Below are 26124 nucleotides of genomic sequence, written 5' to 3'. Positions count from 1 at the left end.
TATGGTAGTAGGAGATTTCCCGATTGAAACAGATACATTAGTTGTTGGTGCGGGCCCCGGGGGCTATGTGGCAGCTATCCGGGCGGCACAAAAAGGACAAAATGTGACGATTGTCGACAAAGACAATCTTGGTGGTGTATGCCTGAACGTTGGTTGTATTCCGTCCAAAGCACTTATTGAAGCCGGTCATAAAGCAGAAAGTGCACGCGGAGATGAAGAGCTGGGTATTACAACAGAAAATGTTTCGATCGATTTTTCCAAAGTTCAAGAATGGAAAGGCGGCGTTGTTAAGAAGCTGACCTCCGGAGTGGAAAGTTTATTGAAAGGGAACAAAGTAGACATTGTAAAAGGGGAAGTCTATTTTGTTGATAAAAACTCTGTGAAAATTATGGATGAGAAAAATTCTCAAACGTATACCTTCAACAACTGCATTATTGCTACGGGGTCATCTCCCGTCGAGATCCCGAATTTCAAGTTCTCCGACCGGGTTCTGGATTCCACCGGCGGATTAAACCTGCAGGAAATTCCGGAAAAAATGGTAGTGATTGGCGGCGGATATATTGGCACTGAATTGGGAACAGCGTATGCTAATTTTGGAACGGACGTAACGATTTTGGAAGGAACGGAAGATATTTTGGGCGGATTTGAAAAACAAATGGCTCAATTGGTAAAGAAACGGTTGAAAGCTAAAGGTGTTAACATCGTTACAGGTGCAATGGCACAGGGTGTTGAGGAATCGGATAACGGTGTTCAAGTTACTTATAAGGCGAACGATCAGGAAGAAACCATCGATGCTGATTATGTATTGGTAACGGTCGGTCGTCGTCCAAACACGGATGAACTTGGACTTGAACAAGTTGGCATTGAGATGGATGATGACGGTTTGGTCACCATTGATAAACAATGCCGCACCAACATTGACAATATTTATGCCATAGGGGATATTGTCACGGGACCACCACTTGCCCATAAGGCGTCGTATGAAGGGAAAGTGGCTGCGGAAGTTATTAGTGGTGAAAAAGCCGAGATTGATTATATGGCCATTCCTGCAGTGGTATTCTCCGATCCTGAGTTAGCGACCGTGGGTTATACCGAAAAAGGTGCTAAAGATGCCGGCTATGATGTAAAAGCATCGAAGTTTCCATTCGCTGCTAATGGCCGTGCACTTTCCCTTAACGAAACAGATGGCTTCCTGAAACTGATTACCAGAAAAGACGACGGATTGGTGATCGGTGCACAAATAGCTGGAATAAATGCAAGTGATTTAATCGCTGAAGTGGGACTGGCTATTGAAGGCGGAATGACAGCTGAAGACATTGCTCTTACCATCCATACTCACCCGACCATGGGTGAAATAACGATGGAAGCTGCGGATGTAGCACTCGGGACACCTGTTCATACGATGTAAAATAGTGCAACAGAACCATTTTAAATAATGACTGCATATCTTTTAAGACGAAAGAAGGCCGGATTCATTCAGTGAATCCGGCCTTCTTATATATGAGCATCTTATACGCGGTGTTTGCGTTTTTGTTCCATGTCATGTCTTTCCTCTTTAAAGGCTTTCAATAGTGAAAAGACGACTAGTATCAAAATAATCGCGAACGGAAGTGCGGCAATAATAGACGCAGTTTGCAACGCCTGCAGACCACCTTGCCAAAGTAAAACGGCCGCGGCGCCTGACTGAATAATACCCCAAACGAATTTAACACTGTTCGATGGGTATAAGCTTCCGCCCGTTGTTTGCATACCCAGAACAAATGTCGCCGAGTCGGCAGACGTGATAAAAAATGTACTGATCAGAAGAATGGCCAATATAGATATTATAAAGCCCATCGGTATATGTTCAAACAGAGCAAACAATGCGATTTCCTCACCGAAGTCGTTAATATACTGGATCAAGTTGATGCCACCAAAGTGTTCCAAATTAATGGCGGTTCCTCCAAAAACAGAGAACCATAACCCTCCAAAAATGGTGGGAACGAGTAGAACACCAAGAACGAACTCACGAATCGTCCGACCTCTGGATACACGAGCAATAAATGTTCCTACAAATGGTGACCAAGCAATCCACCATGACCAGTAAAAAAGCGTCCAGTCGTTGATCCATGTATTATCTGTATCGAAAGGTGTCAATCGGAAACTCATGTTGGGAAGGTTTTGAATGTAGCTTCCAAACGTTGTTGTAAAAAAGTCCATGATGAAATTCGTAGGCCCGGCAAACAGGACGAAAATCATCAGTAACAGGGCTAAAACAATGTTTGTGTTGCTTAAATATTTAATCCCTTTATTCAATCCTGTCATGGCCGATGTCATGTAAAAAACGGTTACAATGGCGATGATGATCAATTGAAGCATAATCGTATCTTCGAAATCAAACACAAAGGATAGCCCACCGGAAATTTGTTTTGCACCAAGTCCGAGCGAGGTTGCTACACCAAATATAGTGGCAAAAACAACAATAAAATCGACGATTGTTCCAAGTGACCCTTTAACTTTATCACCAAATAACGGTTCAAGAATAGCACTGACGACGCCTGGGGCCTGCTTTCTAAACTTGAAATAGGCCAGTGCCATGGCAATCGTGGCATAAACCGCCCATGGGTGCAGCCCCCAGTGAAAAAAACTGTACTGCATGGCTGTTTTTGCAGCATCATTTGTTGTTGGTTCTCCGAATGGGGGGGTGTGATAATGGGATAATGGTTCAGCTGCGCCCCAGAATACGAGGCCGATGCCCATACCTGCACTGAAAAGCATGGCAAACCAAGTAATATACGAGTATTCCGGTTCATCGTTCGGTTTGCCTAATTTAATTTTACCATATTTTGAAAAAATCAAATAGATGGAAAAGATAACAAATCCCGTTGCACTCATTAAATAGAACCAACCGAATTTATCAACAATGAAGCTCTGGATCTGATTGGTTACGTTATCCATATTGGATCCGGGCAAAATTCCCCAAATAATGAAAATAATGGCAACAATAGCTGAAATATAAAAGACGCGTGTTACTTTTTTCATATCACCTGCTCCTCTCTATGTAAATTGCAATGGAAGACAGCACAATAAGGAATTGTGTCATAAATTGTCATTTAATTCAACCGATAGGCTGACATGCATCATTTAAATATATTTTACTTACGTTATTGTTCCACGTAGTGATCATCCGATACGTCATATGTGTCCGCACAGTAAAGAAAAAAGAAAATAATGAGGGTGGAAACAAAACATAAAATAAATAATATGATATACAAATAAGCGGTTGAAAATTAAATTGTGTCATACTATAATACACCTAACTAAACACGTAAAAAGGAGTTGGGAGAGATGGGGACGATTGTTTGTCAGAAGTGTCAGGAAGTGATTGAGCATTTTGATAATGAGAAAGTGGCTACACTCTATGGAACATGCGCCCGTTGCAACTAAGAGAGTTGTATGGTGCCGTTTCAATTGATTGGTATGAATGCCTGGACATACCATAGGTGAAAAACGTATGACATAATAAAAGACCTTTCGCGATGAAAGGTCTTTTATTATGTCGATTCCATGGAAATATTGAAAAGGGGCGTTAACGTTTGGAATGTGGTCTGTGCTTCTTTTAAAAAACGATTTCGATCTTTCAAAACAGAATCATCCGGTTGAAAATGCCTGCCAATCAAAAATTCTGCTTTTTTTACGTTTTGAAGCCGTGTCAACGCTTTTTCAAGATCAATGGCATCCAAACGTTCAGCCTCTTTTTTGGTGTGATCGAGCGATATGACATAATCTCCCGGTATGGATTGATGTATATCGGTTATGTGATTTAGAAACGACTCGGCCACCTGCTCTTTTCCAGGCAGTTCATAAATATAGGCCAGCCACATAAACAAATGATCATCAAACAGCCCGATTTGAAAATGCGGGTGTTTTTTGTATCCTTTTTTGTCATGACTAAAGGCCATCCACGTGTCATTTGGCGGATTTTTAGTCCGTCTGGCATGTTTGGCAATATGCACATGCATTTCTTGGCCCGTCATGCGCGACACTGGTTCAGTAAGTTCATCCCCGATAGCCTTGAATTTCGGCTGGATGCGATTCCTGATTGATTCCATCCGTTCATCCAACCCGTCTATGTCAAAAACATTAAAATCATCTTGATGGAACCCTGTGAATGCCATCATTATCAACTCCTTTCCCGTCGTTAAGAGATTTATAGTTCTTATTATTTGTGAAATTGAACGGCTCGTCAAGTTGTTTATCTCCCGCAAAACGTTTTAAAAGCCAATGAACGGAGGAAAGGATGAACAAAATGGCATTGAACAGCATATATATAATTAAAGCTATTGAAAGGTTGTGGATGACGTGAAATATGTTGTGAAGGAACTGAAAAGAGACGTCAACAGAAGCAAACTGCCCGTTATCCGCATTGAAATTGATTATGAACTGATGACTTTATACGATGCCATGCAGGCAAATGATCATGTGCAAATAATGAAATCGAAAGACAAATTAAAAGCGTTACGAGCACGTCTGTTAGAAGCCATGGAATAATAAGGAATGTGATCCCAAAGTTACATACGCTTACGCTAAGGGTATGAATCATTTGGGAGTTATGGTTGATTACCAGGTGCCATCCTGCCTCCGATAAGCACCATGGGAAATGATTCTTATCCGCTATTCTGATATGATGGCAACAGATTCGGAAACTGGAGGCATACAAATGAATAAGCAGGAACGTAATGCTATGTTTGCACTGGCAAAAGGATGGATTCTTGAGGCGGGCGAATCAATCAGAAAGCGTTTGTATGACCCGCTTACCATCGATACCAAATCGGATGCGAATGATCTTGTAACGAGTATGGATAAGGATACGGAATACTATTTCATAAACAACATAAAACATGTCTATCCAAATCATTTGATTATGAGTGAAGAAGGTTACGGCGATGATGTGAGAACATTTGATGGGACAGTATGGATTATTGACCCCATTGATGGGACGATGAATTTTGTCCATCAACAACGGAATTTCGCCATTTCCATCGGTGTATATCACAATGGGGTTGGCGAAATTGGGCTAATTTATGATGTCATAGGGGATAATTTATACAGCGCCAAAAAAGGGGAAGGAGCATTTAAAAATGAATTCGGACTGTCCCGGCTTTCCCATGACAAAAGCATTTATGAATCCATCTTAGGCATGAATCATTTTTGGCTTTGCAACAACCGGTTTGTTCATGAAAAGAAGATGCAAGAGCTGGTCCGGACGGTAAGAGGAGTACGGACATATGGTTCAGCGGCTATTGAATTTGCTTTTGTTGCAGAAGGCGTTATCGATGGTTATATGGCGATGAGACTTTCCCCATGGGATATAGCAGCAGGCATCATCATTGTGGATGAGGCGGGTGGTCTGACAACAACGGCTTTCGGTGATCCGATCGAACTGCTTCGTGGAACCTCGGTATTGACGTGCAATCCATCTATTCATAAACCGATAATCCATGATTACACCCGACAAGGAAGAAAGTGACTTTTCGTATGAAGTCACTTTCTTTTTCGTTTGATCGAGAGACCGACTCCCATGAACACAAATCCGAGGATCAGAAACAATAAGATAAGCCAAATATTCCGGTAAGCAATAGAGACTCCAACGAGAACAAACATAAAAATAACGAGTGTCGCTAATAACAACATGGGTATGTCAATTTTTTTCATAAAAACACTCCATTTTTTATCAAAAGATTGGATGCAGTGGCCACTAAGAGAAAACGTCTCTATTTTTTCTGGCATGCGAGCGCAAGATTTAGTATGATAGAAAAGAGTATGGATTGCAATACCAAATGGAGGATTTATATGGTTTCAGATTTCAGTTTCATTTTCGACTTGGTTGTAAACTATCAGGACAGCGTCAATGTCTATTGGGTTTTTTACGTATTGAATCTGGCTTTCGCAGCCGTTGCGTATAAACTCGGGTTTGCACGGAAGCTTCCAGTGCTCAAATCGGTGCTAGTGTATGTGATGCTTGCGGTAGGTATGCTTGTATTAAATTTGTTCAGCATTGTTGGCTATCCGGTAACAGACAGCCTCATTGTTATTTGTCTTATTCTGGGCATTTACCGGTATCGTCTTCATTTACAGCGGAAACCAGGAAATGAAAAGCCTGCCAATTAAAAAACCTCCAACATGGGAGGTTTAAATAAGGTCTTTCTTTTTTCTGTGTCTATTGTATAGCTGGAATTGGCCCGTTTCATGGCGTTTTTTCGTTTTATTATAAATCCGTCCATTACACTCTTCACATAAATACATGCTGATTCTGCGGTTGCGGAGTCGTTTGGCCTGTAACGAATCATCTTGTAAATCATGGAGTGTATCACATAGGGCACATGTTACTTTCATCTTGTCACCTCCGATGATCAGGACGCAGAATGTTGATATAATCGCCTATACAGGGCATTTTATACTATAACATGAATTAACTATGTATAAAAGAATACGTTTTAAATGAAACTAATGGGGAATAAGGATAAAAAGCAGTAATTAAAGAGGTGGTTGCATGAAAAAGAGATATATTGCGTCGGTAGCCGGAGCGGTTGGAGCAGGTATGACATATTATATGTTGATGAATCGGCATAATCGACAGCGTGATGAAGAAATGGAGTCGACACTAATGGATGCCGGTATGCCGGGTCAGGTGGACGATGATGACGCAGCACAGGTGGAAAATGCAAAAATGGTTTCAGAGGGATCGCAATTTGGTGTAGAATACTATAACACGGTAAAAGACGAATCTTTGCACGATTAAAATAAGGGTGCACACCCGGATGATATGGGGTTGTGCACCCTTGTTATTCGTCGTTTTGATGATTGGATTGTTCTTCCTCTATATCATCCAATTGTTTTTTATCATCTTTTGGGATCGAATGTTTATTCTGATCCCGTTCTTTTGGTCGATCTTCATTAATTGGAAAATCAGGCATGTATCTTCCCACTATCGCTGATAATTCGTCAATGACCCCTTGAACAGGATAACCCTGTCTGATTTTATCATGCATTGATCGGATGCGTTCTACCACATCACCGTCAGCAACGACAACGGCTGTTTTACCATATGGGTCTTTTTGCAACGCTTCCAACACCGTATACTTAATGGAACCGACACGCGAACGATCCAAATCCTTGTCCACATCAATACCGACAACAGCATATGGTCCGGCTACTACGGAAGTGGCATCGTGGACATTCGGTATATCACCGGCAACCCCGGCCAGATGAGAAGCTATGTCATGGCTTGACAAATCAGATTGTTCCGTTTGATCAGAATCTTCCACCTGAATATAGCGATTATTGCCCGTTTCTTCCGGCAACGATTCCTCGTCATTGTTTTGCTGGCATCCGGACAACAAAACGGCAACGCCAAACAAAAACAGCATTCCTGTACGTAATGGCATGGGATTAATCCTCCTTTAATGTAAAACCGGAACAGGCTGTTTTATTAGTGTGGTTGATCAACGGTGGAATATACAAAAAAGCTGATGGCTGTCGTTGTTTTTTTTATACAAAGGAATAAATATTGTTTGCATTTTCATAATACAAACGATATTATAACCTATAAGGGACTGTACTTAATGGAGGGATATATTTGATTCAAAATGTGACCGAAACGCATCGTGAAAAAGCTTATGCCCTTCTAAAGGCGGATGCTGAAAAAATACACGGACTTATTGAAGTGCAAATAGAAAACTTGACAAAACCACAATGTCCTCTATATGAAGAGGTGTTGGACACTCAAATGTTCGGTCTTTCACGGGAAATTGATTTTGCTGTTCGCCTTAATTTAATCGACGAACATGAAGGCAAAGCACTGTTGGACAGATTGGAAAGACAACTTAATATTTTACATGAAACAGCACAGAAATCCGTGTAAATATTTCGGCGCTGTGAACCTTTGCCTGTATGGATTGTGGCAAGGTTTTTTACTATATAGGTGTAGCATATGTGTTTAAACATTGAGATACGATTCGAATGTTATGTTATGCTCTTTGGAATTTCATTTCATTTATATCATACGTATTCTAAGGAGATGTACCATGTTACAGAAAATAAAGGACTACGATTTTACACTCATTATCACACCTATACTGCTTGCGGCGTTCGGAATGGTTATGATTTACAGTGCAAGTATGGTTTTGGCTGTAGTGGAAGAGCATGAGAGTTCTTATTATCTCGTTAAACAAATGCAGTGGTTCGTTTTAGCTCTCGGAGGATTCATTGTTACGAGCATAATCCCATATAAAATGTACCAGAAACTGATTAAGCCCATTGTACTTATTATCGTGTTCCTGTTAGTCGGTGTGCTTATTTTTGGAAATACTTTCAACAATGCTCAGTCATGGTTTGTTCTTGGACCAATTAGCCTGCAACCTGCCGAGATTGCCAAGCTTGGGTTAATTATTTATTTGGCATCTATTTATTCCAAAAAACAATCGTATATTAACGAATTTTACCGCGGAGTCCTTCCTCCATTGGTACTCACTGCTATTATACTCGGACTTATTGTATTGCAGCCGGATATCGGAACGGCTGCGATCATATTCTTAATCGCTTGTTCAATTATCTTTAGCTCAGGCATACAATTCAAACATCTCATGCTGCTTGTTCTGGTCGGATCACTTCTTGTTTTGCTTACAGTGCCAAGCTTAATAACGGACGAACGAATAAGCAGATTTGCTGGAGCTTATCAACCATTTGAAGACCCGGGCGATGATGGTTATCACCTGATTCAGTCTTATCTGGCGATTGGTGCAGGAGATCTTTTTGGTGAGGGTCTGGGGCAGAGTGTTCAAAAACTGGGTTATCTTTTGGAGCCGCATACCGATTTCATTATGGCTATTATAGCTGAGGAGCTCGGGTTTTTAGGAGTCGTAATTGTTGTTGGCATGCTTGCCACCATTGTCCTGCGCGGTTTGGTCATTGCAAAAAAATGTACGGACAGCTTTGGATCGCTCCTGGCTGTTGGAATATCGGCCATGGTAGGAACTCAGGCTCTTGTGAACCTTGGAGCGATAAGTGGTATGCTGCCTATAACAGGTGTTCCACTGCCATTTGTTAGTTATGGCGGTTCCTCACTACTGGTTATGATGACAAGCATGGGGATGTTGAACAACATCGCTAAATCTGTTAAAAAGAACGATCAAGACCCTGTACCTGTCCATAAACAAAAAGATTCGGAAAAAAGTGATTTTACATTTGAAGGAGGAAAAACATGGGTGAGGTAAATGAGATCAACAAGGTTTTGGTAGCCAATCGTGGAGAAATTGCTATACGGGTGTTTCGTGCTTGTACCGAATTGGATATCCGGACAGTGGCTATTTATTCCAAAGAAGATATCAGTTCCTTTCATCGGTATAAAGCGGATGAAGCTTATCTTATAGGGGAAGGAAAAAAACCGATTGAAGCTTATCTTGATATCGAAGGGATTATCGACCTTGCTAAGAATGTCGGCGTTGATGCGATTCATCCAGGGTATGGCTTTCTTTCGGAAAATATTGATTTTGCCAGGCGATGTGAAGAAGAGGGGATCATTTTCATCGGCCCGACGAGTGAACATCTGAATATGTTTGGTGACAAGGTGAAAGCGAGGACACAGGCAATTAATGCTGGACTTCCGGTTATTCCTGGTAGTGACGGTCCTGTCTCCTCCCTGAAGGAAGCGGAAGCATTTGGAAAGGAACATGGCTACCCGATCATTATTAAAGCCTCACTCGGTGGTGGTGGCCGCGGCATGCGGATTGTGAGGAGTGAACAAGCTTTAACGGAAGCGTTCGATCGTGCCAGATCAGAAGCCCAGGCATCTTTCGGAAGCGAAGAAGTTTATTTGGAAAAACTGATTGAAAATCCAAAGCATATAGAAGTGCAGATTATCGGAGACGCTCATCAGAATATCATTCATTTGTATGAACGTGATTGTTCCGTGCAGCGCCGGCACCAGAAAGTCGTTGAAACAGCACCAAGCGTATCATTCTCTGAGAAATTCAGGGAAGACATTTGCGATGCAGCTGTCCGTCTCATGAAGAATGTAGGCTACATCAACGCCGGCACAGTAGAGTTTCTTGTGACAGATGATGGTTTTTACTTTATTGAAGTAAACCCGCGTGTTCAAGTCGAACATACCATTACTGAAATGATTACCGGTGTTGATATCGTTCAAACACAGATCAAGGTTGCCGAAAAGAAACATATTCACAGCACATCTGTCGGTATACCGGAACAGAAAAATATTAAAACGCTTGGATATGCGATCCAATCCCGCGTCACAACCGAGGATCCCTTGAATAACTTTATGCCTGATACCGGAAAGATTATGGCATATCGGAGCGGGGGTGGTTTCGGTGTCCGTTTGGATGCAGGAGATGGATTTCAAGGAGCGGTTATCTCGCCGCACTACGATTCGCTTCTTGTGAAAGTATCGACATGGGCGTTATCGTTTGAACAAGCTGCACAAAAAATGGTCCGAAATTTAAAGGAATTCCGAATACGGGGTATCAAAACGAATATTCCGTTTTTGGAAAATGTTATATCTCATGAACATTTTCTCTCAGGGGAATATAAGACAACGTTTATTGACCAAACACCGGAATTGTTTGTATTTCCAAAACGGAAAGATCGCGGAACCAAAATGCTGACCTATATTGGGCATACGACCGTTAATGGATTTGAGGGTGTTCCAAAACGAGAAAAGCCGGATCTTAATCGTCCGAAAATTCCGTATATAAACAAAAGGGAAAACATTCCGGATGGCACGAAGCAGATTCTTGATGAGCATGGTCCGGACTATTTGGCCGAATGGCTGAAAAAACAGAACAACGTCAAATTAACAGATACAACATTTCGGGATGCCCATCAGTCGTTGCTTGCAACTAGAGTGCGGACGAAAGACTTGGAACAAATTGCTGAACCGACGGCAAGAATGCTTCCTGAGTTATTCTCGGTTGAAATGTGGGGAGGTGCAACCTTCGACGTCAGCTACCGATTTCTGAAAGAAGATCCGTGGCAACGACTATTAACATTGCGCGAAAAAATGCCAAATGTCTTGATGCAAATGTTGCTGCGTGCCGGCAATGCTGTCGGCTATAAAAACTATCCTGATAACTTAATTAATGATTTTGTTGAGAAAAGTTCATCAGCCGGCATTGACGTATTCCGAATATTTGACAGTCTGAACTGGGTCGATGGGATGCGTCCAGCCATTCAATCCGTTCGTGACAATCACAAAATTGCTGAAGCAGCTATGTGTTACACGGGTGATATTTTGGATTCAGGACGTCAGAAATACGATCTGGATTACTACAAAAATCTCGCTAAAGAACTTGAGCAATCCGGTGCCCATATACTTGGTATTAAAGACATGGCGGGGCTTCTGAAGCCGGAAGCAGCGTATCAGCTCATCTCTCAATTAAAAGAGACCATTGACTTGCCGGTTCATTTGCATACGCATGATACAAGCGGCAATGGCATTCATATGTATGCACGTGCTGTCGATGCAGGCGTGGATGCTGTTGATGTGGCTAATGCGCCAATGGCCGGGATGACATCACAGCCAAGTGCGCAGACATTGTATTATGCGCTGGAAGGAACGAAGCGTCAGCCTGGGATTAATATAAATAATTATGAGGAGCTGTCCCATTACTGGGAGGGCGTCCGCAATCACTATCAGGATTTCGAAGCTGGTCTGAAAGCACCACATTCCGAAGTTTACTATCATGAAATGCCGGGAGGGCAGTACAGCAATCTGCAGCAGCAGGTACGAGCGGTTGGCCTGGAGGAACGCTGGAATGATGTGAAGACAATGTATCGGCGTGTCAACGATATGTTTGGTGATATTGTCAAAGTGACCCCGTCTTCTAAAGTGATAGGGGATATGGCCTTATTCATGGTTCAGAATGACCTAACAGAAGATGATATTTATGAGCGCGGAGAATCGTTGGACTTTCCGGAATCAGTTATTGAATTTATGCAAGGGTATATCGGTCAGCCGTATCAGGGTTTTCCGAAAGAGTTACAGCGCATTATCCTGAAAGGAAAGAATCCGGTTGAGGATCGTCCTGGCGAATTATTGGATCCTATTGATTTTACACGAATGCGCGATTCCCTGTACAAGACACTGAACCGACCGATTACCGATTTTGACTTGATCTCGTATGCGTTGTATCCGAAAGTGTTTATGGATTACAACCGTTTTTATGACACGTATGGAGATATTTCGGTCCTTGATACGCTGACGTTCTTCTATGGCATGAAATTGGATGAAGAAATTGAGGTGGAAATTGAACAAGGGAAGACGCTATTTGTTAAATTGGTTTCCATATCTGAGCCACGTTCGGATGGCACGAGGGTTATTTATTTTGAATTAAACGGGCAAGCCAGACAAGTCGTCGTCAAGGATGAAAATGTAACGTCCGTCGTTGAAACCAGGCCAAAAGTAGATCAGACAAATGAAAAACACATTGGCGCCACCATGCCTGGAACCGTTGTAAAAGTGATTTGTGGTGAAGGAGAATCGGTCCAAAAAGGGGATCACCTTCTTATTAATGAAGCAATGAAAATGGAAACAACAGTACAGGCGCCATTCAGTGGTGTTATTAAACGGATTTACGTGAAGGATACGGATACGATCGAAGTCAATGACCTGTTGCTTGAATTTGAATAAAAAAAGGGGTAATGGCGGATTGCCATTACCCTTTTTCATGATTTGCACTTCTGGAAGACAGCAAGCAGAAGTAGCTGAGCATGGCGAAATAGCACGATACGATAAATGCATGCAATAAAGCAATCCAAAGGTTAAGCATCGTGAAAATAATCATGGCCCCTAAACCTACCTGAAGAGCAATGAACAGCAATGTTGCCGTCCAGCCCCAAGCCATGACCCGATGTTTTCGATAATTTGTCATCATTTTGATAAATAATACAATTGTCCATATGAATAATATACCAGCAGCAAGGCGGTGCCCCATCTGCACCCACTGATCAACGGTGTATATATTAAACGAAAATGGAGAACCATTATAGCAAAAAGGCCAGCCACCGCATACCATACTAGCGTTAACGTGTCGTACAAGCGCGCCCGTATAAACAACAGCCAACGTATAAATGCTTATGGCGTATATCTCACGACGATGTTTTTTCTTAATGGTCAATGATTTGGCATCGAATTTCTGATCGATTTCAAAAATGAGAAGCGTCAGTAAAAACACGGCAGTGAATGAAATGAGTGAAATCCCGAAATGGGTGGCCATGATCAAATCCGATTGGTTCCATATCACGGCAGCTGCTCCGATCAGTGCCTGCAACAATAGGAAAAACGATGACATAAAAGCAAGGAATCTCACCTCGCGTATATGTCCTATTTTAATCCAGGAAAGAACAGAGAGGGTAAGAACAGCAATTCCCATAATTCCGGACATGAGTCGGTGACTCAGCTCAATCACAAGTTTTGGTGTTATATCAGATGGAAGGAATTGCCCGTTGCAAAGCGGCCAGCTAGCGCCACATCCCATACCTGAACCGGTTTTGGTGACAAGGGATCCTCCAATGAGTACAAACACCATGCCAAGGGTGCAAACGACGGCGAGTGATTTTAAGGTTCTAATCATATGATTGCCTCACTTCATGGATAATAATGTATGTCTGTGTTACTGATATAGGCGTGATTGCATCAACTGAGTGTATAGAGTACTATTTGAATCACCACGCTCATCTTATCATGATTCAAGCGGGTTTTCATTATAAAAACAAAAAACCTCTTGCAATGTTGATTGTTGTTTGCTAGAAATAATATAGGGGAAATTCAGTGGGTTTCAAACCTCCGTACCCGCCATTATGGGAAGAAGTACATATGTAAAAAAATTTGGTTCAAAGGCCTGAAAGGGCCTTTCGTTTTATGTCAGTCCATTTTTCACAAATTCGTCATACTTTTTCGCGTGAATTATGTTGAATCGTGCCGTCCACCGATGGATTGTATTAATATTCCATGGTATAATTGCGGTAATTCAAAGGATAATAGGGGTACTTAGGTATGATAATAATGCACCTATCCATTTGATGTTTTTTATCGGGGTTAAAGGGGGGATAAATGAAATGAATAAAGTGGAGTCACCTGCATCACCGCTGATCGACGGTTCAACTGCTGCAAAAGAAAAGGGGCCATCACTTCTCCAGGAATGGAAAGCATTAATCAAAACAGGTATTGTAAATTCCAATTTGATAACAACCTTTGCGGGATTTTGGCTTGCCGTTCATTTTACAGGTGCTTCGTTCACTGCCAATTGGGATGTTTTCCTGTTGACAATGGCGGGAAGCGCACTGGTAATTGCCGGTGGATGCATTATCAATAACTGGTATGATGCTGATATCGATCCGGTGATGTCGAGAACAAAAACCCGACCATCTGTGACAGGCAGTATACCGCGTAACCGTATTCTCATGGCAGGAGTTTCATCAACTGCTTTAGGTCACATCCTTTTATTGTTAACGACTTTGGAAGCGGCAATGATTGCATTTTTGGGCTGGTTCACTTACGTCGTTCTTTACACGGTGTGGTCCAAACGTCGATATACTCTGAACACCGCCATTGGCAGTATTTCCGGAGCAGTACCGCCACTGATTGGATGGGCAGCCGTTGATCCCGGCCTTCATCCGATAGCTTATATGCTTTTTCTAATCATGTTCATCTGGCAGACACCGCATTTTCTGGCATTGGCAATGAAAAAGACAAAAGAATATAAAGCGGCCGGTGTGCCAATGTTGCCGGCGGTTCACGGATTTGCCATGACGAAACGCCAGATTGCTATATACGTTGCATTCCTTTTGCCCTTACCGTTTCTTATGGGAGAATTGGGACCTGTTTTCATCGTGATTGCGACTCTTTTGAACATTGGTTGGTTGGCAGTGAGTTTCAGTGGCTTCGTTATGAAAAATGATTTGAAATGGGCAAATATGATTTTTATCTATTCCCTGAATTATTTAACGATCTTATTTTTATTGATGGTTGGCGTAACGTTTGAATTCCCCTTTGGTTAAGCCAATAACTGACACATAGTACGCAAAAGGACGTTACAAGGAGAAAGAGAGGTATGAACACATGAAAGGTTGGATGGGGAAAATTCGTGCAGTTTTTCTATTGAGTCTGACAGCCCTGGTCCTTTCGGCATGCGGTAAGGAAAACCTGACCGCACTTGATCCGAAAGGCTATGGAGCAGAAAAATCATTTGATTTGATCATTATTTCAACCGTTGTAATGCTTTTTGTTTTGGCTGTTGTATTGCTTGTCTATACCATCGTTTTGATCAGGTACAGAAGGAAGAAACAACATCCGGACTTTGTCCCCAAACAGGTGGAAGGCAACAAAACACTGGAAACGGTATGGACCGTTATTCCGATTATTCTATTGTTGATTATTGCTGTTCCAACTGTAACGGCGACCTTTGATTTAGCTGATACATCCGGTTCCAACGACAAATTGAATATTCAGGTTACCGGAAATCAGTATTGGTGGCACTTTAATTATGAAGGTAAAGAAATCCAGACGAGCCAGGACATGTATATCCCGGTTGGTGAAAAAGTATATTTGAACATGAAGTCCTCGGACGTGATTCATTCATTCTGGGTCCCTACCATTACAGGGAAAATGGACGTGAACCCTGAGAATGAGAATACCATGTACATTGAAGCGGACGAAGAGGGCGTCTACTGGGGTAAATGTGCTGAGTTTTGCGGGCCGTCCCACTCGCTTATGGACTTTAAAGTGATTGCCGTGAGCCAGGAGGAATTTGACCAATGGGTTGAAGATATGCAAAATGTTAACCCTGATGCCGAACCGGAGAGTACGGTTGCTCAGGAAGGTAAGTCCCTCTTTCAAGAGAATAACTGTATGGGATGTCACGCTGTTGGCTCATCTCCGGTTCAAGTCGGTCCAAACCTGACAGACTTCGGCAATCGGACTAAACTGGCCGGCGTGGAAGAATTGAACAAAGAAAATCTTGTTAAATGGATAATGGATCCTGAGTCCATGAAACCCGGTAACAAGATGACCGGTAATTATCCGGAAGTTTCAAAAGGTGAAGCAGGAAAAATTGCAGAGTATTTGCTGCAATTAAAACCATCCGATGTAACACCTGAAAGTGCTAAAGATTAATGGGAAATGGTTGGTTTCAATTTGAGAAAATGAAAGGGAGGTTATTGGTATGAGTATGGCAGCTTCTCAAAAAAGGAGCTTCGGTGCTTTTCTGTGGGACTATTTAACAACTGTTGACCATAAGAAAATTGCACACTTGTACTTGTTTGGCGGAGGGTTCTTCTTCTTGCTTGGCGGTCTGGAAGCGATGATTATTCGTATACAGCTGATTAAACCTGAAAATGATTTAGTCAGTGCCGGCTTTTACAATGAACTCTTTACCATGCATGGGACAACGATGATTTTCCTTGCGGCTATGCCACTATTGCTTGGTCTGATGAATGCCGTCGTCCCACTCCAGATCGGGGCGCGGGACGTTGCGTTTCCATTCTTAAATTCGCTTGGATTCTGGTTGTTTTTATTCGGCGGTATTATGCTGAATATGAGTTGGTTGTTTGGCGGTGCACCTGATGCCGGATGGACATCTTATGTACCAATTTCAACAACCTCACCAGGACACGGGGTAGACTTTTACGTGATGGGATTGCAAATAGCGGGTGCCGGAACTTTAATTGGCGGCATTAACTTTTTGGCCACCATTATTAACATGCGTGCACCCGGTATGACATTTATGCGTATGCCACTGTTTTCGTGGACGACATTTATAACAAGTGTCCTGATTTTGTTTGCATTTCCGGCGCTAACCATCGGATTGTTCCTTCTGATGTTTGATCGGATGTTCGGTACAGCATTTTTTGATGTCAGCCTTGGCGGGAATGCCATTATTTGGCAACATCTGTTTTGGATATTCGGTCACCCGGAAGTTTATATTCTAATATTGCCAGTCTTCGGCATATTTAGCGATGTGTTTTCAACATTTTCGAAAAAGCGTTTGTTTGGTTATACAGCCATGGTATTTGCGACGATTCTGATCGCTTTCCTAGGTTTTATGGTTTGGGCGCACCACATGTTCACCGTAGGGCTTGGTCCTGTTGCCAACTCGCTGTTTGCGATTGCAACCATGGCTATTGCCGTGCCCACTGGAATAAAAATCTTTAACTGGTTGGCGACGATGTGGGGTGGAAGCATCTCCATAAACTCAACGATGCTGTGGGCATTGGGCTTCATCCCTACATTCACCATTGGTGGAATGACCGGCGTTATGGTTGCATCTGTGGTTGCGGACTATCAGTATCATGATACGTACTTTGTTGTTGCGCACTTCCACTATGTCATTGTTGGAGGTACGGTGTTTGGAATCATGGCAGGTCTGCATCACTGGTGGCCGAAAATGTTTGGACGCATTCTGAATGAAGCCATGGGCAAATTAACGTTTTGGACATTTTTCATTGGTTTCCATTTGACATTCTTTATCCAGCATTTCCTCGGTTTAATGGGAATGCCGCGTCGTTATTGGGTTTTCCTTGAGAATCAAGGTCTTGATCTTGGAAACCAAATAAGTACGGTTGGTGCCTTCTTCATGGCGTTCGGCGTTATTGTATTCTTGATTAACATTGTGCATACAGCTGTTAAAGGAGAAAAAGCCGAAGCGGACCCATGGGATGGGCGCAGTCTTGAGTGGACCATTGCGTCACCACCACCGCATTACAACTTTAAACAGACACCGCTTGTACGTGGTCTTGATCCATTATGGATTGAAAAAACGGAAGGAAAAGGCAAAATGACACCTGCAGAACCACTGGGTGACATTCATATGCCGAATTCAAGCTTCCTGCCATTTATGATATCGCTTGGTCTGTTCATTGCAGGGTTTGGTTTTATTTACCAAGTGGATCATAATTGGGCTTATAGTTTGTTGTTTGGTGGTATGGCAATTACGTTGGTCTGCATGATGATCCGTTCATTAAAAGATGATCATGGGCACCATATACCGAAAGAAGATCTAGAAGGGGAGGCTAAATAATATGAGTCATGATCAGTCATTGAATCCGGATATCATGCCGAATGAACCGGAAAAAGCCACCCTGGAAGGAAAGAATAAATTTCTCGGATTTTGGTTCTTTCTTGGTGGCGAAACGGTGTTGTTTGCCAGTCTGTTTGGTACATTCATTGCACTGCGCCACTCAACGGCTGACGGTCCTACGGGGAATGAAATATTTGGACTGGAACTTGTCTTCATCATGACGATGCTTCTTTTGACAAGTTCTCTAACCAGTGTTTATGCGGTCTATCATATGCGGAACAACGATTTTAACAAGATGCAACTATGGTTTGGAATCACAGCCCTTTTGGGTATTGGATTTCTGGGCAGTGAAATTTATGAGTTCACCCATTATATTACTGAATATGGCTTTACATTCCGTTCGTCTGCATTTGGTTCTGCTTTCTATGCACTGGTCGGTTTCCACGGTGGTCACGTAACATTTGGTTTGGCATGGCTTATTGGCTTAATGGTGCGGAATGCCAAACGGCGTTTAAACTTATATAATGCACCTAAATATTACACATTCAGTCTTTACTGGCATTTTATTGATGTTATTTGGGTGTTTATTTTCACTGTTGTTTACTTGATGGGAAAGGTGGGGTAATCAATGGCAGAGAATACCAATTCCAACGAATCCAATCCGTATCAGAAACAAAAGAAAAAAGAAGAGATGCAAAAGCAGCTTATTTCTTTTGCTATGAGCATCCTGCTTACGATTATCGCCTTCGTCATTGTGATAACAGATATGATGGACGAAATGTTTGTCGTCCCACTTTTACTTCTTTTGGCTATTGTACAGGTTGCTTTCCAGTTGTATTATTTTATGCACCTAAAAGACAAAGGGCATGAATTTGCTTCAGTTATGTTTTATGGAGGTGTGTGGGCTGCGGTCCTGACACTTGCTGCACTGGGAGTCATTACTTGGTGGTAATCTTTGAGAAAAGACCGGGCGTTCACCCCGGTCTTTTTTACTCCGCACATAAATGGCAATATAGCCAAATGTTGTTCGCCGATTGCATGTTACTGTCTATAAATTGTCATATTACTGACGTGTATGTTGGCGGTAGATACGTTATAATAATATGTACAATACCCATATTTGGAGTGTGGTCGTATGTGGCTGGAGTTACAAATATTCGGATTTCGAGCTTTATGGAGTCCTTATTATCTTCTGTTTGTTTTGGGACTTGCCTTGACTTATTATTTGCTGACAGGGCCTTACCGTCATAAAATTGGCGGCCGTGGATACGCGCGTCCATCCGGAAAACAACAGTTCCTTTTCTATGTTGGTATGGTTCTTCTCTACGCTGTTAAAGGGGCTCCCATCGATTTGTTGAGCCATATTACGCTGACAGCTCATATGATACAAATGGCGATTTATTTATTGATTTTTCCGATATTGATTATTAAAGGGATCCCAGCATGGCTGTGGGAAAACATTGTTTATCGACCAGTGATCAAGCCGATCGTATCGTTTTTCTCAAAACCGCTGATACCATTGTTGTTATTTAATGCGTTATTTTCGTTTTACCATTTACCGGTCATATTCGATTTCGCTAAATCATCACAAATAGCTCATTCGTCTTTTGCGATCATTCTGTTACTCGCAGCGTTTATTGTTTGGTGGCCAATGCTTACACCTTTGAAAGAATTTGACCGGATGTCGCCACTTGGTAAAATATTCTATATTTTTGCTGACAGTCTTTTAATTACACCGGCATGTGTGTTGCTTATTTTCGCTGGTGATCCAGTTTATGCTGCATACACTCAAGGCGGAGCTTGGATGCAGGCGTTATCTTTATGCGTTCCAACCGGTGTACTGCAAGGACTTCCCGGTTCTATTTCCGGCCCGGAATTCTTTTCACCAATGTCAATCCGTGAAGATCAGCAACTTGGTGGTATTGTTATGAAACTCATGCAGGAAATAACGTATGGTGCGGTTCTCTTGTCCGTTATTGCGGAATGGTTTTCTAAAGAAAATCGCGGTGTGGACCCAATTCCTGCGAATGCATATGAAGAACAATAAATGAACGGAATCAAATATGGCATCCTTTATTGGGTGTCGTGTTTTATTCGTTTGTGGAAAGGAATGACTAGCAGCAGTATGCCATTTTTACCAACGATAAGTACGTTTTTTATTGTTACAAGCGCCGTATTAGTGGCGATTGGTTGGATATTAATTGTAAATAACAAGCCAAAAGCACATAAACGGACGATGTTGTCAGGAGCCGTCAGTGCTTTATTATTCTTTATTATTTATGTGTCCCGAACAGCCTTCATAGGTAATACGAGTTTTGGCGGCCCGGATGATATCAAGATCTATTACACCATATTCCTGATTTTTCATATCTTCCTGGCCACGACAGGAGCGGTGTTCGGTGTTGTAACGATTACACTGGCATTGAAAAGGAAAATATCAATACACCGAAAAATTGGTCCGATTACGAGTATTATTTGGTTTTGCAGCGCCATTACGGGTGTGGCTGTTTATCTTCTTTTGTACATCATTTACGATGGCGGTGAAACCACCAGTATGCTCAAGGCTATTTTAGGCAGTTAAAAAACGTGTGCGGACAACGATGTCTGCACACGTTAAATTTTTGTATTCCATTTGATAATGCCTGCTTCCTTTGCTGAATTGAATGCAATGAGACAGAGGGGACCGAGTATGAATCCCAGTAATCCAAGCAGTTTAATCCCAAGAAACATGGCAATCAATGTGGCCAGCGGTGACAGGCCGATATGCTGTCCCATGACTTTCGGCTCAACCGTTCGCCGGATCGCCAGCAAAATAATAGCCAGAACGGCAAGCTGTACCCCAAGAAAAATATTTCCGCCTAGGAGGGCAAATACCGACCATGGTCCAAGTATGGCAATGGAACCGATTATTGGGATAAAATCAATCAACCAGATGATAATCGACATAATAATCGCCACATCCGGTATGATCAAAAGCAACCCGATTAAGGTGACAACAAAGATAATGATGCTGACAAGAAACTGTGCTTTAAAAAACCCAAGAATCACAGTGGAAAGTCTTCGATTCATAAATGACACTTTTTCGGTCGTTTCTTTTGTCATAATGCTGTACAGTTTTGATTGAAGCAGCGGCAGTTCGAGCATGAATAAAAATAGAGCAATCAAGTACACCAGAAAGCTGATTAAGTATTGTGGAACCTGTGCAACCACCTGGGATATTCGTTCAATGGTGATTGTTTCCTTTAATGTCATACTCATGTTTGTAAGCTGTGATTCAATGGTGTTCGATACCCGTTGGTAAAATTCATCTGGAAGGTTTTCGGTATATTTTTTAAAACTGGACTCCCAATCTTTATAAGCACTGTTAAGCTGTGTCACATAGGAGGGGATATCTTCAACAAACGTAACGACTTGGGTTACGGCATTCGTCACGATAAACGTCCCACTCAAACTCAGGAAAATCAAAAATAGCAGAAAAACAATAATGACTGCTGTTTTTCGGCTTAGTTTTATTTTTCGCTGCGTAAACCGGATCACAGGGTTGAGAATTAAGGCTGTAACCAATGCCAGAACCAGTGGAATGGATACCGGTAATATGAACAGGATAAACAGGATCAGGATAAGCAGTAAAAAGATGAGAGACCATTGGCGTTTTGTTATTGAACGAAACAATGTTAAAAAAAGTCCCCTTTCATTGCAGGAATGATGTCCATGATCAATTCTTAAGATGACTAACGTGATAATTGCACCGATGGGTAACCGTAATCGGTAAGGGACAAATCAGGCCGGGTGCATTTATGCCCGTTCGTCTTGAAAAAACAAACTGCTCGTAAAAGTGACGAGCAGTGGACATACTCTTATTGTTTGTATTGATCAACGTCTTCTTTGATTTTCGTTACCAAATTAATGGCGCGGTCAACCAGATTTTCAGGAAAATTTTCATCTTCTCCATATTCAACACCGTGCGGATAATAATGTTTACCAAGGAATGGTGTTTTCAGTTGAATGAGCGCATCGCCTTGATCGACGTCTCCTTCAACAGCGTATCCCTGAATACGGATATAATATGTAACGTTCTTTTCCTTGGAAGCAATTTTATAATCGTATGTCACCCGTTCGTAGTCCCATTGTCCTCCCCGGATAAAAGCCTGTCTTCCCATTAGCCGGTCCAACGGTTCCACATTTATGATTGCGTCGTCAATTCCTGTGTTTTCCAGTTTCATTTTATCCACCTCACAAATATATCCTTTCAACGTTATGATAATCGAAAAAAGTCCAAGTTTCAATGGAAAAGAATTCGTATTTAATGAAAGATAATGCGATGTTTGGGAAGAAATAAGGAATGTAAGCATCGAACTATCTTAAGGAGGTTAACATCATGAAATCGTTAAAAGATGTAATGAGCACCGATGTGGCTGTTTGCCGTAAAGAAGATACGCTTTACGATTCCGCCATGAAAATGAAAGAACGAAATACAGGGGTCATACCAGTATGCTCGGAAGACAAAACATTGCTCGGTGTCATAACGGACCGGGATCTCGTATTACGTGGGTATGCTGAGCGTAAGCCGGATACAACAGCTGTCAAGGACGTAATGAGCGGCGAATTGTTTTATGAGTCATCGGAAACATCCGTCCAAGAGGCGGCAGATACAATGGCTCAAAAGCAAATCCGCCGTCTGCCGATTGTTGAAAATGATAAGTTAACAGGTATTGTTTCGCTTGGCGACCTCTCATTGGAGGAAAAGTCGAATGAGGCGGCAGGTAGTGCTCTTGAAGATATTTCAGAACGGCCGGAAGTTCATTAATCACATGATATAGGGATGACGTCTTACAAAAATAATGACTTTTAGCGATCATCACCACAAAAAACGACCCATGAATTGATTTAAACGCTGTTACACCATAAAATCCGAACTGATTCGAAATTCCACCGATGACTTTTGAATCATTGTTCGGATTTTTCTTTGATTCCATTCGTTGTCCTGAATCTCTATGGTCAAAATAATAAAAAAAGCATGTATCTATTAACGACAGCATACCATGGAACCAATACGTTTTAATAGAAGGGGAAGCCTATATGCGTTTTATACGAATAGTCATTTTAGCAGTACTGGTTATATCCGGCATTTATTACATTGGTCTTGAATCGGAATGGATGTCAGATAGGATGAATCAGCCACAGCAACAGACAATGAAACAAAAAAACAACACATTAAAAACAAAATCCACTCCCGATGTTCGTCCAGAAATACCATATGAGGGACAACTTTTCCAATGGATCGGGAAGGAAACGGATGCTCTGGAAGATGAATTCGGCAAACCAGTACGTAAAGATTTAAGCCCTTATGGGTATGAATCGTGGGTGTATACGAACGGCAAGAAAAATTATATTCAATTTGCCCTTGACAATCAAACCGTAACGTCGGTTTATGCGACTGGTGATCAATTGTCGCTTGACCCTATTCATATAGGACAAAGCTATGCATCGGTGAAGGAGGAGCTCTCTTTTTCCGAAGAGGTGAATTACAGCGAAGATTCCCCAACTTACTCGTTTCACCTCCGTGATGATGAGCTTGCATCTCGTCCTCTTGTCAAAGTTACAGACGATATTTTTATGCAGTTGTATTTTGACAGGTATACCGATAAATTAGTAGGTGTTCGTGCACTGACGGCTGATGTGTTGTTGCTTCGCCGACCATATGAGCTCAATTATCGCGGGGAGTTACCGGAAAAGCCGAGGCATACCAGTGACGAACAACAACAAATCGATCAGGGAATGGAGCGTCAAATATTTCTTATGACGAACGTTATCCGGAATCAACACAAAAAGCAACCATTAAAATGGGATGAAGCTGTTGGAAAAGTGGCCTATCGTCACAGCAAAGATATGGCTGATAATAATTATTTTTCCCACTACAACAAGGATGGTGATGGGTTAAAAGAGCGATTGGCTACAAAAGATGTTTTTTACAAATCGGCGGGAGAAAATATTGCTGCTCAGTATCCCGATGCTCAGGCTGCGATGCACGGATGGTTGAACAGTGAAGGGCACAGAGAGGCATTGTTAAAAGACGAATATACTCATTTAGGTGCAGGGGTGTACAAGCTGTATTACACGCAAAACTTTGTAACAAAACAATAATGGAAAACACCTGTGTCGAAACACGTTTTTCGCCGTGTTTCATACACGATGTCTGTATCAAACACAGTTTTCTCGCCTTGTTCATACGCTGATTAGTAACAACACATCAGTTGCTAAAGAGGTGAATGGACTTGAGTGAGAACCTCCATCCAAGTGTAAAAGATTTTAAAGATTTCCTGCAGCGGCACCCGACATTGGTTGAGAAAGTCAGACGGAGTGGCAAGGGATGGCAAGAAACGTATGAGAAATGGGCCTTGCTTGGCGAAGATGATCCCATGTGGGACAAATACCGTGGTAAACAGGAGTCAACGAGTACGCCAAAAGATGGAAAAAGGGAAATAATGGATCGACTCATACACATGTCGGAAAACATTGATATGGACAAATTTCAATCGCAAGTTGATAACATTAATAGTGCGATTTCAACCGTTCAGGAACTGTTGCACCAATTTCAGCCATCGGATCAATCTCATCGGCAGCCATTCGGTTCATCTTTTAGAAACACTAACCGGCCATTTGGCGGATTCCGGGATTGAGGTGAGATGATGCAAACATCAGTGCAGCAATTTTTGCAACAAAATCCAAGATTGGCTCATTTCGTTCGATTCAATCCTATTTGGTACCGGTACTTGACACGGGATCCGACGAGGGTGGCGGAACTTGAAAAGGTATCCAAATCCTTCTATGGAAAAACATGGCCCCAGAAAGCGGACAAAATCAAACATCATATGCAAATGACTGCAATGTTGGTTCAATTTGCCGATATGATGAAAGATTAACGAGCCAGGATACCGGTTTTATTCACAACGATTCCATGATAAGATAAAAAATAGGAGGTGTAATAGTGATAGGAACAATGGAGTATGCAGAAGCATTGGATTATTCCGAACAGATCAGTAATATGATTTTACAGTCGGATGTCGTGGAATCCTATGAAAGGGCTCGTCAATCCATGGATGAAGATAAGGAAGCGCAACAGCTAATCCATGCGTTTAATGATATAAAAGAACAATATGAAGAAGTGCAACGTTTTGGGCGGTACCATCCGGATTACAATGCCATTATGAAAAAGGTTCGTTCATCCAAACGCGAAATGGACATGAATGATAAAGTTGCCGCCTTTAAAGTGGCTGAACGCAATTTACAGAAAATGCTTGATGAAGTGAGTGAATATATCGCTTATAGCGTTAGCGATCAGATAAAAGCACCAAAAGATGGCGCTGCGCTGACCGACGATGGATGTGGTAACGGGGGATCATGCGGGTGCAGTGCATAAATGGATTGAAGCCCACGCCTTATTCTGGTACACTTATCCATAAATAGGGAATAGTGAGGATACTGTATGAGAACAAAACGGCAAGGACTTATTGTCTGGTTTAAACATATGAAAAATACCAGACACATCAAACGGTTTGGACATTTGGTTCATTCATCAAAAAGATTAAAATATGCTGTGCTTTATGCTGATCAGGATTCACTTGATCAAACAGAGGCTGAATTACTGAAGTTACCGTTTATCATAAGTGTGGAACGTTCACAAAAGCCATTTGTTCAAACAAATTTTGAAAATGCAAAACCTGATAAAGCCAAACAATATGACTATAAAATGGATATTTAAACCTTTGCGGAAGCTACATAGCTTTACTCGCAAAGGTTTTTTGCAATAGTGTTGATGAATTTGGAGAATCGTTTCCATTCGCTGGGTCAGATACGGGCCTGTTCAGGAAAAACAAAAAACCTGCAGATATAACTCTGCAGGTCCTTTTGTTTTCACGCTGGAAAACAAAAAGGCAAAGGGAGAGGAGAAACCGGAGAAAGAACTTATGGGGAAGTGTAAGTCTTCTCCGAGTTTTTGAAACAGCCAAGCAATGTTTAAGCTGCTTCATTAGCTTAGTATAACCATTGATTC

General features: G+C 41.9%; 30 protein-coding genes. 22 read left to right on the top strand and 8 right to left on the bottom strand.

The window, feature by feature from the left end:
* Position 1 precedes the first annotated feature (1 nt).
* Positions 2-1408, top strand: a complete 1407-nt coding sequence (lpdA, locus tag ACZ5Q7_RS12645; protein ID WP_343753640.1) for a dihydrolipoyl dehydrogenase — start codon at positions 2-4, stop codon at positions 1406-1408.
* Positions 1409-1509: 101 nt separating this feature from the next.
* On the opposite strand, the gene ACZ5Q7_RS12640 is transcribed toward lpdA, so the two are convergent.
* Entirely contained in the window at positions 1510-3021 is a 1512-nt protein-coding gene (locus ACZ5Q7_RS12640) for a glycine betaine uptake BCCT transporter (RefSeq protein WP_343753638.1), read from the bottom strand.
* A gap of 306 nt (positions 3022-3327) precedes the next feature.
* Here ACZ5Q7_RS12640 and ACZ5Q7_RS12635 point away from each other — a divergent pair, with 306 nt between their 5' ends.
* On the top strand, positions 3328-3426 hold the full coding sequence (locus ACZ5Q7_RS12635; RefSeq protein ID WP_343753636.1) for a GapA-binding peptide SR1P: 99 nt from the start codon (positions 3328-3330) through the stop codon (positions 3424-3426).
* 107 nt (positions 3427-3533) lie between these two features.
* On the opposite strand, the gene ACZ5Q7_RS12630 is transcribed toward ACZ5Q7_RS12635, so the two are convergent.
* Entirely contained in the window at positions 3534-4160 is a 627-nt protein-coding gene (locus tag ACZ5Q7_RS12630; protein ID WP_343753634.1) for a YktB family protein, read from the bottom strand.
* A gap of 181 nt (positions 4161-4341) precedes the next feature.
* Here ACZ5Q7_RS12630 and ACZ5Q7_RS12625 point away from each other — a divergent pair, with 181 nt between their 5' ends.
* A complete protein-coding gene (locus ACZ5Q7_RS12625; RefSeq protein ID WP_343753632.1) occupies positions 4342-4530 on the top strand; it encodes a hypothetical protein in 189 nt (62 codons plus the stop codon).
* 169 nt (positions 4531-4699) lie between these two features.
* Positions 4700-5509 carry an inositol monophosphatase family protein gene (locus tag ACZ5Q7_RS12620; protein WP_343753630.1) on the top strand — a complete coding sequence of 270 codons (810 nt, stop codon included), beginning with the start codon at positions 4700-4702 and terminating at the stop codon, positions 5507-5509.
* Between the two features lie 14 nt (positions 5510-5523).
* On the opposite strand, the gene ACZ5Q7_RS12615 is transcribed toward ACZ5Q7_RS12620, so the two are convergent.
* Positions 5524-5694 (bottom strand): DUF5325 family protein, encoded by a 171-nt coding sequence (locus ACZ5Q7_RS12615; protein ID WP_343753627.1) that lies wholly within the window; start codon positions 5692-5694, stop codon positions 5524-5526.
* A 138-nt stretch (positions 5695-5832) separates the two neighbouring features.
* Here ACZ5Q7_RS12615 and ACZ5Q7_RS12610 point away from each other — a divergent pair, with 138 nt between their 5' ends.
* The gene (locus tag ACZ5Q7_RS12610) at positions 5833-6150 is read left to right on the top strand and encodes a YlaH-like family protein (protein WP_343753625.1); all 318 of its coding nucleotides are present in this window, start codon (positions 5833-5835) and stop codon (positions 6148-6150) included.
* Between the two features lie 21 nt (positions 6151-6171).
* Here ACZ5Q7_RS12610 and ACZ5Q7_RS12605 read toward each other — a convergent pair whose 3' ends face one another.
* Entirely contained in the window at positions 6172-6375 is a 204-nt protein-coding gene (locus tag ACZ5Q7_RS12605) for a YlaI family protein (protein ID WP_343753623.1), read from the bottom strand.
* Between the two features lie 157 nt (positions 6376-6532).
* Here ACZ5Q7_RS12605 and ACZ5Q7_RS12600 point away from each other — a divergent pair, with 157 nt between their 5' ends.
* Entirely contained in the window at positions 6533-6781 is a 249-nt protein-coding gene (locus ACZ5Q7_RS12600; RefSeq protein ID WP_343753621.1) for a hypothetical protein, read from the top strand.
* Positions 6782-6824: 43 nt separating this feature from the next.
* Here the strand turns inward: ACZ5Q7_RS12600 and ACZ5Q7_RS12595 are convergent, their stop codons facing one another.
* Complete coding sequence (locus ACZ5Q7_RS12595) at positions 6825-7427, bottom strand: YhcN/YlaJ family sporulation lipoprotein (RefSeq protein WP_343753618.1); 603 nt, start codon at positions 7425-7427, stop codon at positions 6825-6827.
* A gap of 191 nt (positions 7428-7618) precedes the next feature.
* Between ACZ5Q7_RS12595 and ACZ5Q7_RS12590 the strand changes: the two genes are divergently transcribed.
* The 3 genes from ACZ5Q7_RS12590 (at position 7619) to pyc (ending at position 12685) form a co-directional block, all read left to right on the top strand.
* The gene (locus ACZ5Q7_RS12590; RefSeq protein ID WP_343753615.1) at positions 7619-7903 is read left to right on the top strand and encodes an Fpa/YlaN family protein; all 285 of its coding nucleotides are present in this window, start codon (positions 7619-7621) and stop codon (positions 7901-7903) included.
* A 163-nt stretch (positions 7904-8066) separates the two neighbouring features.
* Positions 8067-9254 (top strand): putative lipid II flippase FtsW, encoded by a 1188-nt coding sequence (ftsW, locus tag ACZ5Q7_RS12585; RefSeq protein WP_343753613.1) that lies wholly within the window; start codon positions 8067-8069, stop codon positions 9252-9254.
* Positions 9242-12685, top strand: a complete 3444-nt coding sequence (gene pyc / locus ACZ5Q7_RS12580) for a pyruvate carboxylase (RefSeq protein ID WP_343753610.1) — start codon at positions 9242-9244, stop codon at positions 12683-12685. The genes ftsW and pyc overlap by 13 nt, the downstream gene beginning before the upstream one ends.
* A gap of 25 nt (positions 12686-12710) precedes the next feature.
* On the opposite strand, the gene ACZ5Q7_RS12575 is transcribed toward pyc, so the two are convergent.
* Positions 12711-13628 (bottom strand): COX15/CtaA family protein, encoded by a 918-nt coding sequence (locus ACZ5Q7_RS12575; RefSeq protein ID WP_343753608.1) that lies wholly within the window; start codon positions 13626-13628, stop codon positions 12711-12713.
* A gap of 484 nt (positions 13629-14112) precedes the next feature.
* Between ACZ5Q7_RS12575 and cyoE the strand changes: the two genes are divergently transcribed.
* The 7 genes from cyoE to ACZ5Q7_RS12540 all read left to right on the top strand — a co-directional run bounded on the left by cyoE (position 14113) and on the right by ACZ5Q7_RS12540 (position 20652).
* Entirely contained in the window at positions 14113-15054 is a 942-nt protein-coding gene (gene cyoE / locus ACZ5Q7_RS12570; protein WP_343753606.1) for a heme o synthase, read from the top strand.
* Between the two features lie 61 nt (positions 15055-15115).
* Entirely contained in the window at positions 15116-16168 is a 1053-nt protein-coding gene (gene coxB / locus ACZ5Q7_RS12565) for a cytochrome c oxidase subunit II (protein WP_343753604.1), read from the top strand.
* A gap of 49 nt (positions 16169-16217) precedes the next feature.
* Positions 16218-18071 (top strand): cytochrome c oxidase subunit I, encoded by a 1854-nt coding sequence (ctaD, locus tag ACZ5Q7_RS12560; RefSeq protein ID WP_343753602.1) that lies wholly within the window; start codon positions 16218-16220, stop codon positions 18069-18071.
* A 1-nt stretch (position 18072) separates the two neighbouring features.
* Complete coding sequence (locus ACZ5Q7_RS12555; RefSeq protein WP_343753600.1) at positions 18073-18696, top strand: cytochrome (ubi)quinol oxidase subunit III; 624 nt, start codon at positions 18073-18075, stop codon at positions 18694-18696.
* A gap of 3 nt (positions 18697-18699) precedes the next feature.
* A complete protein-coding gene (ctaF, locus tag ACZ5Q7_RS12550; protein WP_343753598.1) occupies positions 18700-19023 on the top strand; it encodes a cytochrome c oxidase subunit IVB in 324 nt (107 codons plus the stop codon).
* Positions 19024-19206: 183 nt separating this feature from the next.
* Positions 19207-20118: a cytochrome c oxidase assembly factor CtaG gene (ctaG, locus tag ACZ5Q7_RS12545; RefSeq protein ID WP_343753596.1), complete on the top strand. Its 912-nt coding sequence runs from the start codon at positions 19207-19209 to the stop codon at positions 20116-20118.
* A gap of 78 nt (positions 20119-20196) precedes the next feature.
* Positions 20197-20652 carry a DUF420 domain-containing protein gene (locus ACZ5Q7_RS12540; protein WP_343753760.1) on the top strand — a complete coding sequence of 152 codons (456 nt, stop codon included), beginning with the start codon at positions 20197-20199 and terminating at the stop codon, positions 20650-20652.
* Between the two features lie 32 nt (positions 20653-20684).
* On the opposite strand, the gene ytvI is transcribed toward ACZ5Q7_RS12540, so the two are convergent.
* Positions 20685-21743 (bottom strand): sporulation integral membrane protein YtvI, encoded by a 1059-nt coding sequence (gene ytvI, locus ACZ5Q7_RS12535; protein ID WP_343753594.1) that lies wholly within the window; start codon positions 21741-21743, stop codon positions 20685-20687.
* 185 nt (positions 21744-21928) lie between these two features.
* Positions 21929-22294 carry a YugN family protein gene (locus ACZ5Q7_RS12530; protein ID WP_343753592.1) on the bottom strand — a complete coding sequence of 122 codons (366 nt, stop codon included), beginning with the start codon at positions 22292-22294 and terminating at the stop codon, positions 21929-21931.
* 155 nt (positions 22295-22449) lie between these two features.
* Between ACZ5Q7_RS12530 and ACZ5Q7_RS12525 the strand changes: the two genes are divergently transcribed.
* The 6 genes from ACZ5Q7_RS12525 (at position 22450) to ACZ5Q7_RS12500 (ending at position 25833) form a co-directional block, all read left to right on the top strand.
* Positions 22450-22878, top strand: a complete 429-nt coding sequence (locus tag ACZ5Q7_RS12525; RefSeq protein ID WP_343753590.1) for a CBS domain-containing protein — start codon at positions 22450-22452, stop codon at positions 22876-22878.
* A 272-nt stretch (positions 22879-23150) separates the two neighbouring features.
* Positions 23151-24215 (top strand): CAP domain-containing protein, encoded by a 1065-nt coding sequence (locus ACZ5Q7_RS12520; RefSeq protein ID WP_343753588.1) that lies wholly within the window; start codon positions 23151-23153, stop codon positions 24213-24215.
* A gap of 131 nt (positions 24216-24346) precedes the next feature.
* Positions 24347-24751, top strand: coding sequence for a YlbD family protein (gene ylbD, locus ACZ5Q7_RS12515; protein WP_343753586.1), 405 nt, complete (start codon positions 24347-24349; stop codon positions 24749-24751).
* Positions 24752-24757: 6 nt separating this feature from the next.
* Positions 24758-24994: a YlbE-like family protein gene (locus ACZ5Q7_RS12510; RefSeq protein WP_343753584.1), complete on the top strand. Its 237-nt coding sequence runs from the start codon at positions 24758-24760 to the stop codon at positions 24992-24994.
* 65 nt (positions 24995-25059) lie between these two features.
* Positions 25060-25491 (top strand): YlbF/YmcA family competence regulator, encoded by a 432-nt coding sequence (locus ACZ5Q7_RS12505; protein ID WP_343753582.1) that lies wholly within the window; start codon positions 25060-25062, stop codon positions 25489-25491.
* 66 nt (positions 25492-25557) lie between these two features.
* The gene (locus tag ACZ5Q7_RS12500) at positions 25558-25833 is read left to right on the top strand and encodes a YlbG family protein (protein WP_343753580.1); all 276 of its coding nucleotides are present in this window, start codon (positions 25558-25560) and stop codon (positions 25831-25833) included.
* Positions 25834-26124 lie beyond the last annotated feature (291 nt).

This window comes from Lentibacillus halophilus (genome assembly GCF_055395055.1).
This window is presented reverse-complemented; position numbering and strand designations above follow the sequence as displayed.

What these genes read in the sequence shown, in the direction of transcription:
- lpdA (WP_343753640.1), top strand. Translation starts at nt 2, where the DNA reads ATGGTAGTAGGAGATTTCCCGATTGAAACAGATACATTAGTTGTTGGT.
- ACZ5Q7_RS12640 (WP_343753638.1), bottom strand. Translation starts at nt 3,021, where the DNA reads ATGAAAAAAGTAACACGCGTCTTTTATATTTCAGCTATTGTTGCCATT.
- ACZ5Q7_RS12635 (WP_343753636.1), top strand. Translation starts at nt 3,328, where the DNA reads ATGGGGACGATTGTTTGTCAGAAGTGTCAGGAAGTGATTGAGCATTTT.
- ACZ5Q7_RS12630 (WP_343753634.1), bottom strand. Translation starts at nt 4,160, where the DNA reads ATGATGGCATTCACAGGGTTCCATCAAGATGATTTTAATGTTTTTGAC.
- ACZ5Q7_RS12620 (WP_343753630.1), top strand. Translation starts at nt 4,700, where the DNA reads ATGAATAAGCAGGAACGTAATGCTATGTTTGCACTGGCAAAAGGATGG.
- ACZ5Q7_RS12615 (WP_343753627.1), bottom strand. Translation starts at nt 5,694, where the DNA reads ATGAAAAAAATTGACATACCCATGTTGTTATTAGCGACACTCGTTATT.
- ACZ5Q7_RS12610 (WP_343753625.1), top strand. Translation starts at nt 5,833, where the DNA reads ATGGTTTCAGATTTCAGTTTCATTTTCGACTTGGTTGTAAACTATCAG.
- ACZ5Q7_RS12605 (WP_343753623.1), bottom strand. Translation starts at nt 6,375, where the DNA reads ATGAAAGTAACATGTGCCCTATGTGATACACTCCATGATTTACAAGAT.
- ACZ5Q7_RS12600 (WP_343753621.1), top strand. Translation starts at nt 6,533, where the DNA reads ATGAAAAAGAGATATATTGCGTCGGTAGCCGGAGCGGTTGGAGCAGGT.
- ACZ5Q7_RS12595 (WP_343753618.1), bottom strand. Translation starts at nt 7,427, where the DNA reads ATGCCATTACGTACAGGAATGCTGTTTTTGTTTGGCGTTGCCGTTTTG.
- ftsW (WP_343753613.1), top strand. Translation starts at nt 8,067, where the DNA reads ATGTTACAGAAAATAAAGGACTACGATTTTACACTCATTATCACACCT.
- pyc (WP_343753610.1), top strand. Translation starts at nt 9,242, where the DNA reads ATGGGTGAGGTAAATGAGATCAACAAGGTTTTGGTAGCCAATCGTGGA.
- ACZ5Q7_RS12575 (WP_343753608.1), bottom strand. Translation starts at nt 13,628, where the DNA reads ATGATTAGAACCTTAAAATCACTCGCCGTCGTTTGCACCCTTGGCATG.
- cyoE (WP_343753606.1), top strand. Translation starts at nt 14,113, where the DNA reads ATGAATAAAGTGGAGTCACCTGCATCACCGCTGATCGACGGTTCAACT.
- coxB (WP_343753604.1), top strand. Translation starts at nt 15,116, where the DNA reads ATGAAAGGTTGGATGGGGAAAATTCGTGCAGTTTTTCTATTGAGTCTG.
- ctaD (WP_343753602.1), top strand. Translation starts at nt 16,218, where the DNA reads ATGAGTATGGCAGCTTCTCAAAAAAGGAGCTTCGGTGCTTTTCTGTGG.
- ACZ5Q7_RS12555 (WP_343753600.1), top strand. Translation starts at nt 18,073, where the DNA reads ATGAGTCATGATCAGTCATTGAATCCGGATATCATGCCGAATGAACCG.
- ctaF (WP_343753598.1), top strand. Translation starts at nt 18,700, where the DNA reads ATGGCAGAGAATACCAATTCCAACGAATCCAATCCGTATCAGAAACAA.
- ctaG (WP_343753596.1), top strand. Translation starts at nt 19,207, where the DNA reads ATGTGGCTGGAGTTACAAATATTCGGATTTCGAGCTTTATGGAGTCCT.
- ACZ5Q7_RS12540 (WP_343753760.1), top strand. Translation starts at nt 20,197, where the DNA reads ATGCCATTTTTACCAACGATAAGTACGTTTTTTATTGTTACAAGCGCC.
- ACZ5Q7_RS12530 (WP_343753592.1), bottom strand. Translation starts at nt 22,294, where the DNA reads ATGAAACTGGAAAACACAGGAATTGACGACGCAATCATAAATGTGGAA.
- ACZ5Q7_RS12525 (WP_343753590.1), top strand. Translation starts at nt 22,450, where the DNA reads ATGAAATCGTTAAAAGATGTAATGAGCACCGATGTGGCTGTTTGCCGT.
- ACZ5Q7_RS12520 (WP_343753588.1), top strand. Translation starts at nt 23,151, where the DNA reads ATGCGTTTTATACGAATAGTCATTTTAGCAGTACTGGTTATATCCGGC.
- ACZ5Q7_RS12510 (WP_343753584.1), top strand. Translation starts at nt 24,758, where the DNA reads ATGATGCAAACATCAGTGCAGCAATTTTTGCAACAAAATCCAAGATTG.
- ACZ5Q7_RS12500 (WP_343753580.1), top strand. Translation starts at nt 25,558, where the DNA reads ATGAGAACAAAACGGCAAGGACTTATTGTCTGGTTTAAACATATGAAA.